Source organism: Variovorax sp. CCNWLW186 (assembly GCF_037203865.1).
Classification (GTDB): Bacteria; Pseudomonadota; Gammaproteobacteria; order Burkholderiales; family Burkholderiaceae_C; genus Variovorax.
This window is the reverse complement of the sequence record NZ_JBBCBO010000002.1, coordinates 176,627-191,419: the sequence shown is the minus strand read 5'-3', so window position 1 is coordinate 191,419 and position 14,793 is coordinate 176,627. Positions and strand designations below refer to the sequence as shown.

General features: G+C 65.4%; 14 protein-coding genes. 5 read left to right on the top strand and 9 right to left on the bottom strand.

Annotated elements, in window-relative coordinates; all coding sequences use genetic code 11:
• Positions 1-36 precede the first annotated feature (36 nt).
• The 7 genes from V9K97_RS03370 to urtA all read right to left on the bottom strand — a co-directional run bounded on the left by V9K97_RS03370 (position 37) and on the right by urtA (position 8,393).
• On the bottom strand, positions 37-1,047 hold the full coding sequence (locus tag V9K97_RS03370) for an aldo/keto reductase (RefSeq protein ID WP_258501925.1): 1,011 nt from the start codon (positions 1,045-1,047) through the stop codon (positions 37-39).
• 90 nt (positions 1,048-1,137) lie between these two features.
• Positions 1,138-2,394 carry an MFS transporter gene (locus V9K97_RS03365; protein ID WP_337316216.1) on the bottom strand — a complete coding sequence of 419 codons (1,257 nt, stop codon included), beginning with the start codon at positions 2,392-2,394 and terminating at the stop codon, positions 1,138-1,140.
• A 135-nt stretch (positions 2,395-2,529) separates the two neighbouring features.
• Positions 2,530-3,222, bottom strand: a complete 693-nt coding sequence (gene urtE, locus V9K97_RS03360; RefSeq protein ID WP_337297101.1) for an urea ABC transporter ATP-binding subunit UrtE — start codon at positions 3,220-3,222, stop codon at positions 2,530-2,532.
• 12 nt (positions 3,223-3,234) lie between these two features.
• Positions 3,235-4,113 carry an urea ABC transporter ATP-binding protein UrtD gene (urtD, locus tag V9K97_RS03355; RefSeq protein WP_337297102.1) on the bottom strand — a complete coding sequence of 293 codons (879 nt, stop codon included), beginning with the start codon at positions 4,111-4,113 and terminating at the stop codon, positions 3,235-3,237.
• Positions 4,110-5,336 carry an urea ABC transporter permease subunit UrtC gene (gene urtC / locus V9K97_RS03350; RefSeq protein ID WP_337316214.1) on the bottom strand — a complete coding sequence of 409 codons (1,227 nt, stop codon included), beginning with the start codon at positions 5,334-5,336 and terminating at the stop codon, positions 4,110-4,112. Before urtC ends, urtD begins: the two co-directional genes overlap by 4 nt.
• 55 nt (positions 5,337-5,391) lie before the next feature.
• A complete protein-coding gene (gene urtB / locus V9K97_RS03345) occupies positions 5,392-6,939 on the bottom strand; it encodes an urea ABC transporter permease subunit UrtB (RefSeq protein ID WP_337316211.1) in 1,548 nt (515 codons plus the stop codon).
• 185 nt (positions 6,940-7,124) lie between these two features.
• Positions 7,125-8,393 (bottom strand): urea ABC transporter substrate-binding protein, encoded by a 1,269-nt coding sequence (gene urtA, locus V9K97_RS03340; protein ID WP_337316209.1) that lies wholly within the window; start codon positions 8,391-8,393, stop codon positions 7,125-7,127.
• A gap of 178 nt (positions 8,394-8,571) precedes the next feature.
• On the opposite strand from urtA, the gene V9K97_RS03335 reads away from it, so the two are divergent.
• Together V9K97_RS03335 and V9K97_RS03330 are read left to right on the top strand one after the other, a co-directional pair.
• A complete protein-coding gene (locus tag V9K97_RS03335) occupies positions 8,572-9,198 on the top strand; it encodes a nucleotidyltransferase domain-containing protein (RefSeq protein WP_337316207.1) in 627 nt (208 codons plus the stop codon).
• Positions 9,182-9,610 (top strand): hypothetical protein, encoded by a 429-nt coding sequence (locus tag V9K97_RS03330; protein ID WP_337316206.1) that lies wholly within the window; start codon positions 9,182-9,184, stop codon positions 9,608-9,610. The genes V9K97_RS03335 and V9K97_RS03330 overlap by 17 nt, the downstream gene beginning before the upstream one ends.
• Here the strand turns inward: V9K97_RS03330 and V9K97_RS03325 are convergent.
• Both V9K97_RS03325 and ppk2 read right to left on the bottom strand, forming a co-directional pair.
• The gene (locus tag V9K97_RS03325; RefSeq protein WP_337316204.1) at positions 9,607-10,674 is read right to left on the bottom strand and encodes an extracellular catalytic domain type 1 short-chain-length polyhydroxyalkanoate depolymerase; all 1,068 of its coding nucleotides are present in this window, start codon (positions 10,672-10,674) and stop codon (positions 9,607-9,609) included. The two genes, V9K97_RS03330 and V9K97_RS03325, sit on opposite strands and share 4 nt — an antisense overlap.
• A gap of 71 nt (positions 10,675-10,745) precedes the next feature.
• Positions 10,746-11,666, bottom strand: coding sequence for a polyphosphate kinase 2 (gene ppk2 / locus V9K97_RS03320; RefSeq protein WP_337297104.1), 921 nt, complete (start codon positions 11,664-11,666; stop codon positions 10,746-10,748).
• Positions 11,667-11,818: 152 nt separating this feature from the next.
• Between ppk2 and V9K97_RS03315 the strand changes: the two genes are divergently transcribed.
• The 3 genes from V9K97_RS03315 (at position 11,819) to V9K97_RS03305 (ending at position 14,782) form a co-directional block, all read left to right on the top strand.
• Positions 11,819-12,853, top strand: a complete 1,035-nt coding sequence (locus tag V9K97_RS03315; RefSeq protein ID WP_337316202.1) for a transporter — start codon at positions 11,819-11,821, stop codon at positions 12,851-12,853.
• Between the two features lie 97 nt (positions 12,854-12,950).
• Positions 12,951-13,808, top strand: coding sequence for a 3',5'-nucleoside bisphosphate phosphatase (locus V9K97_RS03310; protein WP_337316201.1), 858 nt, complete (start codon positions 12,951-12,953; stop codon positions 13,806-13,808).
• Positions 13,805-14,782, top strand: coding sequence for a DMT family transporter (locus V9K97_RS03305; protein ID WP_337316199.1), 978 nt, complete (start codon positions 13,805-13,807; stop codon positions 14,780-14,782). Before V9K97_RS03310 ends, V9K97_RS03305 begins: the two co-directional genes overlap by 4 nt.
• Positions 14,783-14,793 lie beyond the last annotated feature (11 nt).

The following is a 14,793-nucleotide window of genomic DNA, read 5'->3' as shown; positions in this document are numbered from 1 at the left end:
GCAGCAGCGCGAGGTGGGGGTTTACTCGTTCAGGGCCTAGCGGGGCGCGTCGCCCTTGCGGTATTCGGCCGTGAGCTCGTCGAGCTTCTGCTTCAGTGCCGGGTCGAGCTTGTATTCGGCGGCTGCCAGCGTGGCGTCGAGCTGTTCGGGCCGGCTGGCGCCCAGCAGCGGCGCGGTAATGAGCGGGTTGGCCATGACCCACGCGACCGCCAGCGTGGCCAGCGGCACACCGGCTTCGTCGGCCAGCTTGTGCAGCTGCGTCACCGTGTTGAAGCTGCGCTCGTTCCAATAGCGGTCCTGGTACATGCCGCCCGCGGTGCCGAGCGTGAAGCGCGTGTTTTCCTCAGGCTTGGCACCGGGCTTGTACTTGCCGGTGAGCAGGCCGCCGGCCAGTGGGTTGTAGGGAATTACGCCCAGGCCCTCTTCGGCCGCGAGCGGCAGCAGCTCGCGTTCGATTTCGCGGAACAGCAGGCTGTAGCGCGGCTGCACCGACACATAGCGCGTGAGCTTGTGCAGCTCGGCCTTGCCGAGCGCGCGGGCCAGCCGGTAGGCCAGGAAGTTGGACACGCCGATGTAGCGCGCGCGGCCGGATCTGACGATGACGTCCAGCGCCTCCAGGCTCTCTTCGAGCGGTGTCTCGCGGTCGTCGCTGTGCAGCTGGTACAGGTCGACATGGTCGGTCTGCAGCCGCTTGAGCGAGGCGTCGATGGCGTCCAGCAGGTGCTTGCGCGATGCGCCCTGGTCCCAGCTGTTGGGGCCGACCTTGCCGACAGCCTTGGTGGCCACCACGAAGCGGCGGCGGCCGGTGGGGCCTTGCTTCTGCAGCCAGCGGCCGATGATTTCTTCGGTGCGGCCGGTGGTCTCGACGGTGCCGCCCAGCGGGTACACGTCGGCCGTATCCAGAAAGTTGATGCCGCCTTCCGCGGCCTTGTCGAGAATGCTGTGCGACACGGCCTCGTCGGTCTGCAGGCCGAAGGTCATGGTGCCGAGCGCAAGGCGCGACACGGTCAGGCCCGTGCGGCCGAGCCGGGTGGTGGGAATGCTCATGGTGGTCTCGATCCGAAGCGATGAGAGAGGTGTGGAAGGGCGGCGGTCATCATAGACACGGCCGCGCAATCCTGCATGCGCCGGCTTTTCTCAGGTGGCTTCGAGCCGGCCGCCCTGCCGGGCGCCGGCGCGTGCGCTCATCACGGCCCAGCCGAAGATGCCGATGCCGGCCAGCGCCAACAGCGCCCCGACCCACCCGGTCGAGGTCCAGCCCAGGCCCGCCGCAATGGCCACGCCGCCGAGCCACGCGCCGAGCGCGTTGGCCATGTTGAAGGCCGAGTGGTTGAGCGCGGCGGCAAGCGTCTGCGCGTCGCCGGCCACGTCCATCAGGCGAATCTGCAGCGCCGGGCCGATGGCGACCGTGGTGCCGATGAGAAACACGTTGAACGCCGCAGTAAAGACGTTGTGCGCCGCGAACGTGAACATGGCGAGCACCAGCGCCGCATACACCAGCAGGCCGCCGATGGTGCGCATGAGCGACTTGTCGGCCAGGCGCGAGCCGACGAGGTTGCCCGTGACCATGCCCAGGCCGAACAGCGCAAGAACGAAGGGCACGCCGCCCAAAGGCAAGCCCGCCACCTCGATCAGCGTGGGCTTGATGTAGCTGAACACCGAGAACATGCCGCCAAAGCCGATGGCGCCGATGCCAAGCGTGAACCACACCTGCTTGCGCTTGAGCGCGCCAAGCTCGCGCCACGGGCTGGCACCCGCGGGCGCCGCAAGATCGGGAATGTCACGCCGCAGCAGCGCCACGGCAATGAGCGCGATGACGCCGACGAACACGAAGGCCGCGCGCCAGCCGAACAGCTGGCCGAGCCAGGCGGCAATCGGCACGCCGACAAGCGTGGCGCCGGTGAGCCCCAGCATGACAAGGCCCACGGCCCGCGCGCGGCGGCCGGATGGCGCCAGCGTTGCCGCCACCAGCGCGGCAACGCCAAAGTAGGTGCCGTGCGGCAGGCCGGTCGCAAAGCGCAGCAGGTTGAGCGACATGTAGCCCGGCGCCATGGCGCTGGCGAAATTACCGGCGGCAAAAATGGCCATGAGCGCAATCAGCAGTGCGCGGCGCCGCCAACCCGCGGCAAGCACCGCGAGCACGGGCGCGCCGATGACCACGCCCAGCGCGTAGGCGCTGATGACGTGGCCCGCCTGCGGAATGGTGACGGCAATGTCGCGCGCAACCTCGGGCAGCAGGCCCATGATCACGAACTCACCCGTGCCGATGGCAAAGCCGCCGACGCCGAGCGCAAGCACGGCCCGCAAGAAGTTGACGGGCCGAGGCGGCGCAGACGAAGAAGAGGAAATGTCGGTGTCCGCGCCGGTATCGGGCGCGGGTGGGGGGGCGTTCAAGGCCAGGCTCCTGGGAGGGTGCCCGGCGGCGACGGGCAGGGCCCGATTTTAGGGTAAACCCTGAATTTCTGCCGATACGCAAATGGCGAAGGGCCGATACGGGGACGGGCTTTTTCTGGCTTCTGCCCCTTGCGGTCAGATGGCGACGAGCTGCCGCACGCCCTGTGCTTCCATGTCCTTGCCGAGGCCGCGCGCGATCACCTCGCCGCGCTCCATCACGAGGTAGTCGTCGGCGAGCTCCTGGGCAAAGTCGTAGTACTGCTCGCAGAGCACGATGGCCATGTCGCCGCGATCGGCCAGCATGCGGATGACGCGGCCGATGTCCTTGATGATGCTCGGCTGAATGCCTTCGGTGGGCTCGTCGAGGATCAGCAGCTTGGGCTTGGGCGCCAGGGCGCGGGCAATGGCCAGTTGCTGCTGCTGCCCGCCCGAGAGATCGCCGCCTCTTCTGTTGATCATCTGCTTGAGCACGGGGAACAGCTCGAAGAGTTCCGACGGAATGGGCGTGCTGCCGCTCTTGTACGCCAGGCCCATGCGCAGGTTTTCCTCGACGGTGAGGCGCGCAAAGATTTCGCGGCCTTGGGGAACGAAACCGATGCCGGCCCTTGCCCGTTCGTACGGCGTGGCCTTGTGGATCGGCTTGCCTTCGAGCTCGATGCTGCCGCTCTTGATGGGCACCAGGCCCATCAACGACTTCAGCAGCGTGGTCTTGCCTACGCCGTTGCGGCCCAGCAGCACGGTGACCTTGCCGAGCGTTGCCTCGAAGCTCACGTCCCGCAGGATGTGGGAGCCGCCGTAGTACTGGTGGATGTTCTTGACTGTCAGCATGAAATCGATTCCTCAGCGGCCGAGATAAACCTCGATCACGCGTTCGTCGGACTGCACTTCGTCGAGCGTGCCCTGCGCCAGCACGGAGCCGTCGCACAGCACGGTGACGATCTCGGAGATCGTGCGGATGAAGCTCATGTCGTGCTCCACCACCATCAACGAATGCTTGCCTTTGAGCGTGAGGAACAGCTCGGCGGTGCGCGCGGTTTCCTCGTCGGTCATGCCGGCCACCGGCTCGTCGAGCAGCAGCAGCTTCGGGTCCTGCATCAGCAGCATGCCGATTTCGAGCCATTGCTTCTGCCCGTGGCTCAGGTTGCCGGCCAGGCGCGACACGCTGTCGGCCAGATGAATGGTGTGCAGCACTTCGGCCAGCCGATCGCTCTGCGCCGAGTCGAGCCTGAACAGCATCGAGGCGCGAACGCCCTTGTTGGTCTTGAGCGCGAGCTCGAGGTTCTCGAACACGGTGAGATGCTCGAACACCGTCGGCTTCTGGAACTTGCGGCCGATGCCCAGTTGGGCAATGTCGGCCTCGCGGTGGCGCAGCAGGTCGATGGTGCTGCCGAAGAACACCGTGCCTTCGTCGGGCCGCGTCTTGCCGGTGATGATGTCCATCATCGTCGTCTTGCCCGCGCCGTTGGGGCCGATGATGCAGCGCAGCTCGCCCGGCGCAATATCGAGCGACAGCTTGTTGATCGCCTTGAAGCCGTCGAAGCTCACGCTCACGTCCTCAAGGTACAGGATGCGGCCGTGCGTGATGTCGACCTCGCCCGGCGTGGCAATGCGGCCGAAGCCGGCGGAACGACCGCCCGACTCGGTGCTGCCGCTCACGTAGTGCATGCCGTGGGCCCTTGCCGCGCGCTCGGCCCCGGCTTCCATCAGGTCGGGCGTCATGCGCGCGCTCCCTTCACTTCAGGCGCGAGCGGTGCATGCAGCGCCTCGGGCTCCATGCCCTGCGCGGCGGCCATGGCGCGCTGCGCTTCCTCGCGGCCGGCACTCGGTGCAGCGGGTGCCGCCTTCTCACGCGACAGCCATTTCTTCACCAGGCCCACGATGCCGTTCGGCAGGAACAGCGTGACGGCAATGAACAACGCGCCAAGGAAGTACAGCCAGTACTCCGGGTACGCCACAGTGAGCCAGCTCTTCGCACCGTTGACGATGAAAGCGCCGATGATCGGCCCGATGAGCGTTGCGCGACCCCCCACGGCCGCCCAGATCGCGATCTCGATGGAGTTGGCCGCGCTCATCTCGCCCGGGTTGATGATGCCGACCTGCGGCACGTACAACGCACCGGCGACACCGCACATGATGGCCGAGATGACCCAGATGGTGAGCTTGTAAGGCAGCGGGTTGTAGCCCGAGAACATCACGCGCGTTTCGGCATCGCGAATGGCCTGGAGCACGCGGCCGAACTTGCTGCCGATGAGCCATTTGGCAAACAGGAAGAAGCCCAGGAGCGTGATGCCCGTGAGCGCGAAGAGCGTCATGCGCATCTCTTGCGTGGCAATCGGAATGCCGAGGATGCGCTTGAAATCGGTAAAGCCGTTGTTGCCGCCGAAGCCCGTTTCGTTGCGGAAGAACAGCAGCATTGCCGCGAAGGTCATGGCCTGCGTGATGATTGAAAAATACACGCCCTTGATGCGCGAGCGGAACGCGAAGAAGCCGAACACGAAGGCGATGAGGCCCGGCACCGCAACGATGAGGAACAGCGTGGCAATGAAGCTGTCGCTGAAGGTCCAGTGCCAGGGCAGCGTCTTCCAGTCGAGAAACACCATGAAGTCGGGCAGGTCGCTCTTGTAGTTGCCGTCGCGGCCGATCTGCCGCATGAGGTACATGCCCATCATGTAGCCGCCGAGCGCAAAGAAGAGACCGTGCCCCAGCGAGAGAATGCCGGTGTAGCCCCAGATCAGGTCCATGGCCAGCGCGCAGATGGCGTAGCACATGATCTTGCCGACGAGCGCCACGGCGTAGTCGCTCATGTGCAGCGGGCTGTCGGCCGGCACCACCATGTTGAGAACCGGCGCCACCGCGCACACCACGATCAGCGTGACAAAGAAGGCTGTCCAGCCCTTGCCGCTCAGCAGCGGGCCCTTGGTTGGCAACGTGACCTTGCTCATTCGAAATTCTCCGCGCTGCGCGCTACGTTATTCGCCTTGGGAGCGGCCCGGCGGCTCATGCTTCTGCGCTCCGGCCCTTCATGGCAAAGATGCCTTGAGGTCTCTTTTGAATGAAGATGATGATGAAGACAAGCACCGCGATCTTCGCGAGCACCGCGCCCGCCCAGCCTTCGATGAACTTGTTGAGAACGCCGAGCCCCAGTGCCGCATACACGGTGCCCGCAAGCTGGCCCACGCCGCCCATCACGACCACCATGAAGCTGTCGACGATGTAGCTCTGGCCGAGGTCGGGCCCCACGTTGCCGATCTGGCTCAGCGCGCAACCCGCAAGGCCGGCAATGCCGGAGCCGAGCGCGAAAGCGTAGGTGTCGATGCGCGCCGTGTTCACGCCCATGCACGAGGCAATGGGCCGGTTCTGCGTGACGCCGCGCACAAACAGGCCAAGCCGCGTGCGGCCGATGAGCCAGCCCATGGCCAGCAGCACCAGCGCCGCGAAGATGATGATGCAGATGCGGTTCCATGGCAGCGTCACGTTGCTCAGCATGGTGAAGCCGCCGCTCATCCAGCCCGGGTTTTCCACGCCGACGTTCTGCGCGCCGAAGAGCGACCGCACGAGTTGCTGCAGCATCAGGCTGATGCCCCAGGTGGCGAGCAGCGTTTCGAGCGGGCGGCCGTAAAGAAAGCGGATCACCCCGCGTTCGAGCACCGCACCGACGAGCGCCGACGCAAGGAACGCCACCGGAATGGCCGCCACCAGGTACCAGCCGAAGGCCGCCTCGGGCATGTAGCGCTGGAAGATGCCCTGCATCACGTAGGTGGCATAGGCGCCGATCATCATCAGCTCGCCGTGCGCCATGTTGATGACGCCCATCAGGCCGTAGGTAATGGCCAGGCCCAGCGCGGCGAGCAGCAGCACCGAGCCCAGGCTGATGCCGCTGAACACCGCGTTGATGCGGTCGCCCCAGACCAGCGAGCCGTCGATGCTGGCAATGGAAGCGACGATGGCGGCCTTGACGTCCGCCTCGGTCTCGTCGGCGAGCCGCTGGTTGAGCAGCAGCTTGGTGTCGGGGCTGCTGTTGGCGCCAAGCTCCTTGGCCGCGATAAGGCGCTTGGCCTTGTCGGCGCTGCTGAGCATGCTGGCAGCGCGCACCAGCTGGAGCTGCGCCTTGATGGCGGGGTTGGTCTCGGCGGCCAGCGCCTTCTCGACCATGGGCACGCGGGATTCGTCGGGCTCCTTGAAGAGCGCTTGCGCGGCTTCGGCGCGCACCGCGTCGTCCTTGCTGGTGAGCTTGAGCGCGGCCTGCGCGGCATCGAGCGCGCCGCGCATCAGGTTGTTGTTGACCACGTCCTCGGCCGTGTCGGGCACCTTCAGTTCGGCGCCGGTCACGGGGTCGTAGCCTTTGTCTTCCTTCATCACGAAGACCTTGTCTTCGGTGTACTTGACCGCGTCTTCGGACATGGCCTGGATGAAAGCGGCGGTTTTTTCGTCGGCCGTGAGCACGGCCTTGTTGAGCGCGGTGATGCGCGATTCGGATTCGCCGGAGGCGATGGCCTTGGCTTCGTCGGCGGTCAGCGCGTGGACGGCCGTTGCCATGAGGAGCATGGCGGCAAGTGCGCAGTGAAGGGTTCGTCGAAGCATTGTGAAGTGGAAGTTGGGATTGGCTCCCTCCCCTTCCGGGGGAGGGTTGGGGTGGGGGCACACAGCGCTCATTCAGGCGCAGTGACCAGATCGACCGCCGCTTGCCCCCACCCCTGCCCTCCCCCCAGCGGGGGAGGGAGAAAACACGCTTACAGCGACTTGCCAGCCGGCTGATCCGGCTTCTTGTCGTTGCCTTCGATGTACGGGCTCCAAGGCTTGGCCTTGACCGGGCCCGGCGTCTTCCACACCACGCTGAACTGGCCGTCGGCCTTGATCTCGCCGATGAACACGCTCTTGTGCAAGTGATGGTTCTTCTCGTCCATCTTCGAGACGATGCCCGAAGGAGCAGTGAAAGTCTGGCCGGCCATGGCGGCAATCACCTTGTCGGTGTCCGTGCTCTTGGCCTTCTCGACGGCCTGCTTCCACATGTGGATGCCGATCCAGGTGGCTTCCATCGGGTCGTTGGTGAGCGGCTTGTCCTTGTGGCCGGCGATGTTCTTGGCCTTGGCGTAGTCGCCCCACTGCTTGATGAACGCCGTGTTGGTCGGGTTCTTGATGCTCATGAAGTAGTTCCATGCAGCGAGGTGACCGACCAGCGGCTTGGTGTCCACGCCGCGCAGTTCTTCTTCGCCCACCGAGAAGGCAACCACGGGCACGTCCTTGGCCTTCAGGCCGGCGTTGCCGAGTTCCTTGTAGAACGGCACGTTCGAGTCGCCGTTGATGGTCGACACCACGGCCGTCTTGCCGCCGGCCGAGAACTTCTTGACGTCGGCGACGATGGTCTGGTAGTCGCTGTGGCCGAAGGGCGTGTACTTCTCGTCGATGTCGGTGTCCTTCACGCCCTTGCTCTTCAGGTAGGCGCGCAGGATCTTGTTGGTGGTGCGGGGGTACACGTAGTCGGTGCCCAGCAGCACCCAGCGCTTGGCGCCGCCGCCTTCCTTGCTCATCAGGTAGTCGACGGCCGGAATGGCTTGCTGGTTGGGCGCGGCGCCGGTGTAGAACACGTTCTTGGAGAGCTCTTCGCCTTCGTATTGCACGGGGTAGAACAGCAGGCCGTTCATTTCCTCGACCACCGGCAGCACCGACTTGCGCGACACCGAGGTCCAGCAGCCGAAGATCACCGAAACCTTGTCCTGGCCGAGCAGTTGCTTGGTCTTTTCGGCGAACAGGGGCCAGTTGGAAGCGGGGTCGACCACCACGGGCTCGAGCTGCTTGCCTAGCACGCCGCCCTTCTTGTTGATGTCGTCAATGGCCATCAGCACCGTGTCTTTCAACACGGTTTCAGAAATGGCCATCGTGCCCGACAGCGAGTGCAGCACGCCGACCTTGATGGTGTCGGCGGCAAAGGCCGGCGCAGCGGAGATGCTGGCCAGGGCGACGGCGGCGGTGAGCGCCTTGAGGGTGAAACGACGTTGCATGTGGACTCCTGCTCCGGGGTGGTTGAAACCTTGTCGCCGGGCTCGCCGGACGATGGAGGGGAGTCTGCGGATTCGACCGCGGGCGAGAAATACGCCGGGTGGCGTACACGGAGGTACTCAGGGCAGGGCTGTCGAGCTGTGCCCCAAAAAACCCATTTTGGGCTTTAAAATACCCAAAATGGGCATGCCCTCATCGCAAGCAAAACAGACCGCAAGGCCCGCCAGCCTGGCGGACGCCCTGTTCACGACCACCCAGCAGCGCGTGCTCGGCTATCTCTTCGGCCAGCCCGACCGGAGTTTCTTTTCCACCGAGTTGATCAAGTTGACCGGCGCAGGCTCCGGCGCCGTACAACGCGAACTCAAACAGTTGGCAGACAGTGGCCTGCTCATCACATCGCGCGTCGGCAATCAGAAGCACTATCAAGCCAATGCCGCGGCGCCAATCTTCGATGAATTGAGCAGCATTGTTCGCAAGACCTTCGGACTCGCAGGTCCGCTGCGCGAAGCGCTGGAACCGCTGGCCGAAAAAATCGAAGCCGCGTTCGTGTTCGGCTCGGTGGCCAAGAAGAGCGACACGGCCGCCAGCGACATCGACCTGCTGCTGATCAGTGAAGAACTTGCGTATTCGGATCTGTTTCTCGCTCTCGATGCAGTGTCGGCACGTCTGGGCCGTACAGTGAACCCGACCATGCTCACCAGAAAAGAACTGATGCGAAAGCACAAAGACGGCGAATCGTTCGTGAAGCGCGTCATGGAGCAGCCCAAGCTCTGGGTCATCGGCGACGCGCATGCCCTCCCCGCTTGAAAACCTGTGCGGCCCGACCAAGCCGCTCGCCGCAGAACCGCCGGATGCTCGCGAATTCGCGGGCCTGATGCGTTCCGGACTCGCGCGGCTGGCGGACGCCCAGGTGATGCAACTTTCCGTCGAGGGCCGATTCGACCTCGCCTACAACGCAGCGCATGCCATGTGCCTCGCGGCGCTGCGTTGGCATGGCTACCGGTCAGGCAACCGCTTCATCGTCTTTCAGGTGTTGCCCCATACATTGGAGTTGGGGCCGGAGGTGTGGCGGGTATTGGCCAAAGCTCACGAAATACGAAACCTCGGAGAGTACGAAGGCGACATGAATGTGGACGAGCGCATCGTTCGCGATCTGATTGCCGCATGCCAGCGTGTGGCCTCGAAGATTGCTGAACTGCCGCCGCCCAAGCCCGACTAGGTATTCGCGGCTGAAATCAAACTCGGCGCCTCCAGCTTGAACTGCGCCGCCGCAAAGGCCCAGACCATCCGCGTGGCATCCGGCCCGGCCGGGTCGCTGAAAAGCAGGCTGGCTTTGCCGCCGCTCCACGCGTGCCCCAGGCCCGCAATCTCGCACAGCGTGACCAGCGAGCGGCCTTTGCGCCGGAACTCGGTCACGCGCATGGGGTGGCGCTTGCCGCGCTGGAGCGTGCGCGAGAGCCCCGGTTTTGCGCCCACCGCCGTGGCCCACACGGCCGCACTGTTGACGGCGTTGCTCGGCGCCACCACGGCATCGGCATCGCCGTGCAGCACCAGCATCGGCGGCAATGTCGCGAAGACTGCGGCGGCGCCCATCGCCTTGCCGACCGCGGTGGAGGGCATAGGCGGCGTGTGCTGGCCGCGCATCGCGCCCAGCGCGGTGGCCGAAGATTTCGCGGCGCCCGGCGCCACGCCCGAATGCATGACCACGGCGCGGAATCGCAGCGGGTAGCGGGTTGCCAGCAATGCCGCCATGCTGGCCCCGGCCGAGAGGCCAGCCAGCGCGATGCGCTCGCGGTCTACCGGATACAGCACGCAGGCCTGGTCGATGGCCGCCATCAGCGTGGCCGCTTCGGCGTCGGCCTTGCCCGAGCGCCGCTCGTACCAGTTCCAGCAGCCTTGCGGATGGGCCAGCCTGTCTTGTTCCAGGTAGAGCACCAGGAAGCGTTGCCGCACCGCGAGCGCGTTCATGCGCGTGCTGGCCGCAAAGTCGCGGCCGGTCTGGCCGCAGCCGTGCAGCATGACCATGAGCGGCAGCCTTTCGCCGGGCTTCAGCTTCAGGTCGGCCGGGCGAAACAGGTGATAGCCCCGTGCGCCGCCCGGGCCCAGCGCCATGCCGCTGAGCCAGTCGCCCCGGCCCGGCGGCGGCTTGAGGCGCTTGGCGGTGGCGCGCTGCACCTGCCCCGTCACGCGCTTGCTGTTGCTCAGCGTGAGCTTGGTCAGGGCCTTCAGGTTGCGCTCGTAGGCGCGGGCGAAGAGAGAAGCAGTGGTGGAGCGGCGAACCATGGGCGCAGTGTGAGGGCAAAGCGCCGGGCGTCCAAACGGGGCGGTGAAGGCCTGGAGCCCCGCCCCGTGCCTCAGTAGATTTCCGGCACGATCATGCTCGCCGGCACCGGCTGGCGCAGGTAGTCGGCGTGGCGCTCCCGTGCGGGCAGTTGAACTGGCGGATGCGCCACTTCCTGGTACGGCAACTGGCCCAGCAGGTGGCTGATGCAGTTCAGCCGCGCCTTCTTCTTGTCGACCGCCTGCACCACCCACCAGGGCGCCTCTGGAATGTGGGTGCGCTCCAGCATGATTTCCTTCGCCTTGGTGTATTCCTCCCAGCGGCGGCGGCTTTCGAGGTCCATCGGGCTCAGCTTCCATTGCTTGAGCGGATCGTGAATGCGGCCGAGAAAGCGCATGTGCTGCTCGTCGTCGGTAATGGAGAACCAGTACTTGATGAGCTTGATGCCCGAGCGCACCAGCATCTTCTCGAACTCCGGCACGGTGCGGAAGAACTCTTCGTACTCGTCGTCGGTGCAAAAGCCCATCACGCGCTCGACGCCGGCGCGGTTGTACCAGCTGCGGTCGAACAGCACCATTTCGCCGGCCGCCGGCAGGTGCGCGGCATAGCGCTGAAAGTACCACTGGGTGCGTTCGCGGTCGTTGGGCGCCGGCAGCGCGGCCACGCGCGCCACGCGCGGGTTCAGCCGCTGGGTAATGCGCTTGATCACGCCGCCCTTGCCGGCCGCGTCGCGGCCTTCGAAAAGAATGACCACCTTCTGCTTGCTGTGCTGCACCCAGTCCTGCAGCTTCACCAGTTCGCCCTGCAGGCGGAACAGCTCCTTGAAGTAGGCCTGCCGCGCGGCCTTGTCGGTGGCGCGGGCGGCGGGATCGAGGTCGTCGATGTTGCGATCTTCGATCTCCAGCTCCAACTCCTCGTCATAGCTGTCGATCAAATCGCGGGCGATGCGTTGCATCAGGTCTTCGTGGTCTGGAAGTGCGCTCGTCAGCATCATGGCTAGGAAAGAGAGATGTGTAGGTGGATCAAGGCATGCTGCACGCAGCGTATGACCGTTGCGTGACGAATTGGCGTCGGCGGACACGAGGTTGTCATATAGGTCGAACACCATCTGGCAAACCCCTTTGGCTTTCCTGATCCACACGCACCTTGCCGGCACTCCATGACCTGGCCGCCAACTCCTATGGCGGCGACGAAGCCGGGCTGATCTGCGGCTATTTGTTCGACGCCGCCGCGCCGGAGCCTGTGCGGGCGATCGACTCAGCGCAGGCCGCGGCCTGGCTGGACACCGGCGCGCCGCCCTCGTCGGACTCTGCATTCTTGTGGTTGCACTTCAACCTGAGCCATGCCCAGGCCGAGCGCTGGCTGCTGCGTCATGCGCAGCTCTCCGACACTTTTTATGAAGCGCTGCACGAGGGCCTGCCCTCCACGCGCATCGAACGCGCCGACGATTCGCTGATTGCCGTCATCAACGACGTGCACTTCGAGTTCAGCTTCGAGCCCTCGGACATCTCCACGCTCTGGATCAGCGTGGGGCCGCGCCTGGTGGTGACGGCGCGCGCCAAGCCGCTGCGCTCGGTCGACGCGCTGCGAACGGCGGTCAAGGCCGGAGACGCGCCGCGCTCGACCACCGAACTGCTCGAGCACCTGCTGCGCGCCCAGGCCGACGTGCTGGTGAAGATCGTGCGCGGCGTCACTTCGCGCATCGACCGCATCGAGGATGAGCTGCTGGCCGGCCGGCTCGACCACAAGCGTGCGCGGCTGGGGGTGCTGCGCCGGCTGCTGGTGCGGCTGCAGCGGCTGCTGGCGCCGGAGCCCGCCGCCCTCTTCCGCCTGCTGCAAGGGCCGCCGGCCTGGATGGCCGAGCCCGATGCGCAAGAACTGCGCGGCTCCACCGAAGAATTTTCGGTGGTGCTGCGCGACATGCAGGCACTGCAGGAGCGCATCAAGCTGCTGCAGGAAGAAATTGCAGCCAACGTCAACGAGGACAACAACCGCAGCCTGTTCGTGCTGACGGTGGTGACCGTGCTTGCGCTGCCCATCAACATCCTTGCCGGCCTGTTCGGAATGAACGTGGGCGGCATTCCGTTGGCCGAGCACAAGTACGGGTTCTGGATCGTGGTGGCCATCGTCGCCAGCTTTACCGCGGTGGCCGCGTGGACGGCTTTTCGCAAGAAGCGCTAAGCCGCATCGGCCGCGGTAGTAATGCTATTTATTTAATAGCAACCACAATAGCATCCATGCGCCCGCATCGGTGTTGCAGACCCAATAGAATGATCATGTGTCCTCTATTCTCAATGCCGATCTGCACTGCCATTCCGTGGTTTCCGACGGCACGCTGACGCCCGAAGAACTGGCAGCGCGCGCCGCTGCCAACGGGGTCGAACTCTGGGCGCTCACCGACCACGACGAAGTCGGCGGCCAGCACCGCGCGGCCGCTGCCGCGCGCGCCAACGGGCTGCGCTATCTCACCGGCACCGAGATTTCGGTCACCTTTGCCAACGAAACGGTGCACATCGTCGGCCTGGGCTTCGACCCGGACGATGCCGCCATGACGCAGGGCCTCTACGACACGCGCGGCGGCCGTGGCAAGCGCGCGCAAGAAATGGCCGAGGGGCTGGCCAAGGTCGGCATTCACGGGGCCTATGAAGGCGCGCTCAAGTTCGTCGGCAACCCCGAGCTGATCTCGCGCACCCACTTTGCGCGCTTCCTGGTCGAGCAAGGCCATTGCCGCGACACGCCCGAGGTGTTTCGCAAGTACCTGACCGAAGGCAAGCCCGGCTACGTGCCGCACCGCTGGGCCTCGCTGAAAGACGCAGTCCAGTGGATCACGGCCGCCAAGGGCATGGCCGTCATTGCGCACCCCGGTCGCTACAAATTCACCGCCAACGAGGAATACGCGCTGTTCCTCGAGTTCAAGGCGCACGGCGGGCAGGCGATCGAAGTCGTCACCGGCAGCCATACGACAGCCGAATACGTCGAATACGCCGACAAGGCGCTCGAGTTCGATTTCGCCGCCTCGCGCGGCAGCGATTTCCACAGCCCCGACGAAAGCCATTGCGATCTCGGCAAGCTGCCACCGTTGCCCGGCGCGCTCACGCCGGTGTGGGAACTGCTCAGCCATCGCATCCAGCAGTGAGCCAGAGCCCCGGGCCCGGCACCGACAGCGCGGCCACGGCCGCACTGGCGAATGCCCGTGCCGCCGCACAGCAGACGCGCGACGTCGAATCCGAACGCATCCTTGCGGGCATTGGCCTGGTGCTGGTGGCGGTGGCCTGCTTTGCCACGCTCGACACCGCCACCAAGACATCGACCGCCGCCGTGCCGATTCTCATGGGCGTGTGGTTCCGCTATGCCTTCCAGGCCGTGGCCACCACGGCGGTGCTGCTGCCCAAGCACGGCACGGCGCTGCTGCGCACGCAGCATCCGCGCTACCAGCTGCTGCGCGGCGCACTGCTGCTGGCGTCGAGCACGCTGGCCTTCTTGAGCCTGCGCTACATGCCGCTGGCGGAGTTCACGTCCATCGTGCTGATCGCGCCGCTGGTCATTACGCTTCTGGCGGCCACCACCCTGAAGGAGCATGTTTCGGTGCTGCGCTGGGCGCTGGTGGCGGGCGGCTTTGCCGGCACGCTGGTGATCTTGCGGCCGGGCGGCGATGCATTCAGCTGGGCCGTGCTGCTGCCCATCGGGCTGGTGCTGACCAATGCATGTTTCCAGGTGCTCACGAGCAAGCTGGCGCAAACCGAGAACCCGCTCACCATGCATTTCTATACCGGCTGGGTGGGCACGTTGATCGCGTCCCTGGCGCTGCCGTTCGTGTGGACGGCCCTGCCCTCGTGGCACTGGTGGGCGTTGCTGTGCCTCATGGGTTTCATGGGCACGGTGGGGCACTTCATTCTTATCCTCGCCTACCAGCGCGCGCCGGCTTCCACGCTGACGCCGTATCTTTATGCCCAGATCGCCTTTGCCATGCTGGGCGGCTGGCTCGTTTTTTCACACGTGCCCGACCGCGTCTCGCTCATCGGCATTTCGATGATTGCGGTTTGCGGTGCGGCCGGCGCCTGGCTCACGGTGCGCGAGCGCCGCGTGCCCATCGAGCCGGCGGAATCGTAATCAGGAGTCTT

Bases quoted from the DNA above. Each gene is read 5' to 3' on its own strand.
- V9K97_RS03370 (WP_258501925.1), bottom strand. From the start codon at position 1,047: ATGAGCATTCCCACCACCCGGCTCGGCCGCACGGGCCTGACCGTGTCG.
- urtE (WP_337297101.1), bottom strand. From the start codon at position 3,222: ATGCTGACAGTCAAGAACATCCACCAGTACTACGGCGGCTCCCACATC.
- urtD (WP_337297102.1), bottom strand. From the start codon at position 4,113: ATGACGCCCGACCTGATGGAAGCCGGGGCCGAGCGCGCGGCAAGGGCC.
- urtC (WP_337316214.1), bottom strand. From the start codon at position 5,336: ATGAGCAAGGTCACGTTGCCAACCAAGGGCCCGCTGCTGAGCGGCAAG.
- urtB (WP_337316211.1), bottom strand. From the start codon at position 6,939: ATGCTCCTCATGGCAACGGCCGTCCACGCGCTGACCGCCGACGAAGCC.
- urtA (WP_337316209.1), bottom strand. From the start codon at position 8,393: ATGCAACGTCGTTTCACCCTCAAGGCGCTCACCGCCGCCGTCGCCCTG.
- V9K97_RS03335 (WP_337316207.1), top strand. From the start codon at position 8,572: ATGGGCATGCCCTCATCGCAAGCAAAACAGACCGCAAGGCCCGCCAGC.
- V9K97_RS03330 (WP_337316206.1), top strand. From the start codon at position 9,182: ATGCCCTCCCCGCTTGAAAACCTGTGCGGCCCGACCAAGCCGCTCGCC.
- V9K97_RS03325 (WP_337316204.1), bottom strand. From the start codon at position 10,674: ATGGTTCGCCGCTCCACCACTGCTTCTCTCTTCGCCCGCGCCTACGAG.
- ppk2 (WP_337297104.1), bottom strand. From the start codon at position 11,666: ATGATGCTGACGAGCGCACTTCCAGACCACGAAGACCTGATGCAACGC.